1 protein-coding gene is annotated in these 1,889 nt (G+C 30.7%); it reads right to left on the reverse strand.

Annotation, left to right across the window (positions count from 1 at the left end; translation table 11 throughout):
* Positions 1–335 precede the first annotated feature (335 nt).
* The gene (locus BAU17_RS03965; protein ID WP_161901526.1) at positions 336–1,727 is read right to left on the reverse strand and encodes a helix-turn-helix domain-containing protein; all 1,392 of its coding nucleotides are present in this window, start codon (positions 1,725–1,727) and stop codon (positions 336–338) included.
* Positions 1,728–1,889: the final 162 nt, after the last annotated feature.

A 1,889-nucleotide genomic window follows, 5' to 3' on the forward strand; every position in this document is an offset into this window, starting at 1 on the left:
ATAACAGCATACTTAACACTATTTTTTTCATTTTAATTCCTCCTAATAAATTTATAACCAAACCTTCTGACGACAGAAAACGATTACATATAGTTGTAATTTAACAACGCACATCCCCTCCTTTATGGCTTTGTGAATGCCTTTAATCTATTATTTCTCATCATTATTTTAACTTATATCTTTTTTATCTCTCGTTTTTTTTTAACCTACTTTGAGTTAAAAGATAATAAACTCGACTTTCTAAAGAATCCATTCATAACGGATAAAACGATTACTCATAAATAATGAGATATTTTTAGCAAAAAAAAACGCTCAATTGAACGTTTTTCTAACTTTTAGTCTTCATTTTTTTGTATCCAAGCATAAATGATATTTTTTATATAGATGTAATCTTTTTCAACTATAGGCACACTGATTAAATTCCCTTCTCTGCTAGCATTAGTTGTAAATAGAATGTCTGCATGACTTTCTTCCGTAACAAAGATAATTTTTGCTGTACTTAATAGTTGGTATTGAATCATTTTTTCCAATTGTTGTTGATTTCTTTGAGGTAAGCTAGAATACAAATAACATCGTACGACAGGAAATAAATCTTCAGGTGAGGCCAATTGAAACGTGCAAGAAAAGAGTAAATCTTTCACTATTTTAGGAATTGATAATGACGAATATGACGCTAATTCATTCCACATCCTATTTAGAGTCAAATAAAAATAAGGATAATCATCTTTAATTGTTTCTTCATTTATTGGATTAAAATTAAACGTTGCTTCCCTATAATTCGGTAAAATTCTATGAAATAACTCATACTTATACATCGTCAGGATGAGAGAGGCTTTCTCCTCACTAGAAAGAGTATGAATATACTTTTCAAATAATAACATCCACTGATTGGTTATCTCAGAAAATTGATGCTGATGCATTCGTTCAAATGTCAATTCAGGTTCGAAGTTAAAGAAATCCAAAGCATACATGACGAGCAATATATACTTCCAAATATTAGATGAAAATAATTCATTCGGCAAATAATTTTCGTAGTTTTCTTCAAAATAATCCTTTGCCAACCCTTTATCTAAATCTTCTGACTGCTGATTAATGAACAACCACATACTAAGTATATTTCGTTGTTCTAATTCAGGTGTAATATAAAATGCCTGACAAACTTGCTGGCTCAATTGATGATAATTTTTCATGTCAAACCATTTGATAGTTGATGAACTGTGATGAACAAAATAAAGCATTTCAAAAAATAAGAAGCGAATTTGCGCTTCATCGCCAACAATGCTCACTTTTTTGCCCACTTTGATTGAGACATCATAATTCAGCAATGAGTGATTCATTCTTGTTATGGTTCGTCTTAACGTAGAAATACTAATTTGCTGTTGTTCACAAAATTCTTCTGTTGAAAAAACACGTGTTAAAATCAGCTTTTGATAAATTTTGTACACCAAGTCCTCTGTGTATAAGACTTCAAGTAATTTGTCTAAATTCGCGCCATTACGATGGAGACGAATATCCCCTCGTTTACCTACTTCTAAATTCAATTCTTTTGGTGAATAATATGTCGCAATTAATTCTTCTATTTCATTAAGATATTTCCGGACTGTCTGACTTGTACGAATCCCCATCACTTGCGTCAAATCCTCAATATCAAATTCTCCGGAAACGTTGTCAAAAACAGAAAGCATTTTTTTCTTTATGCAGACTTCTTTAGAAAAACCAAACACCATCAATTCTCCCTCCCCCATAAAAAATTCTATTAAAGGCGACTTGTTAAACATGCTCTCAGTATCATTTCAACTAAAAATAATGTTAAAATGAAGCACTGCTAACTTATTTTTTGTTCTTTTACTTCGAATTTTTTTCAAATCTTGGTTCTATTAAAACCAAGA

Origin of the sequence: Candidatus Enterococcus willemsii (assembly GCF_009933335.1) — a bacterium.
In the GTDB taxonomy this organism is placed as follows: Bacteria; Bacillota; Bacilli; order Lactobacillales; family Enterococcaceae; genus Enterococcus_F; species Enterococcus_F willemsii.

Bases quoted from the DNA above. Each gene is read 5' to 3' on its own strand.
- BAU17_RS03965 (WP_161901526.1), bottom strand. From the start codon at position 1,727: ATGGTGTTTGGTTTTTCTAAAGAAGTCTGCATAAAGAAAAAAATGCTT.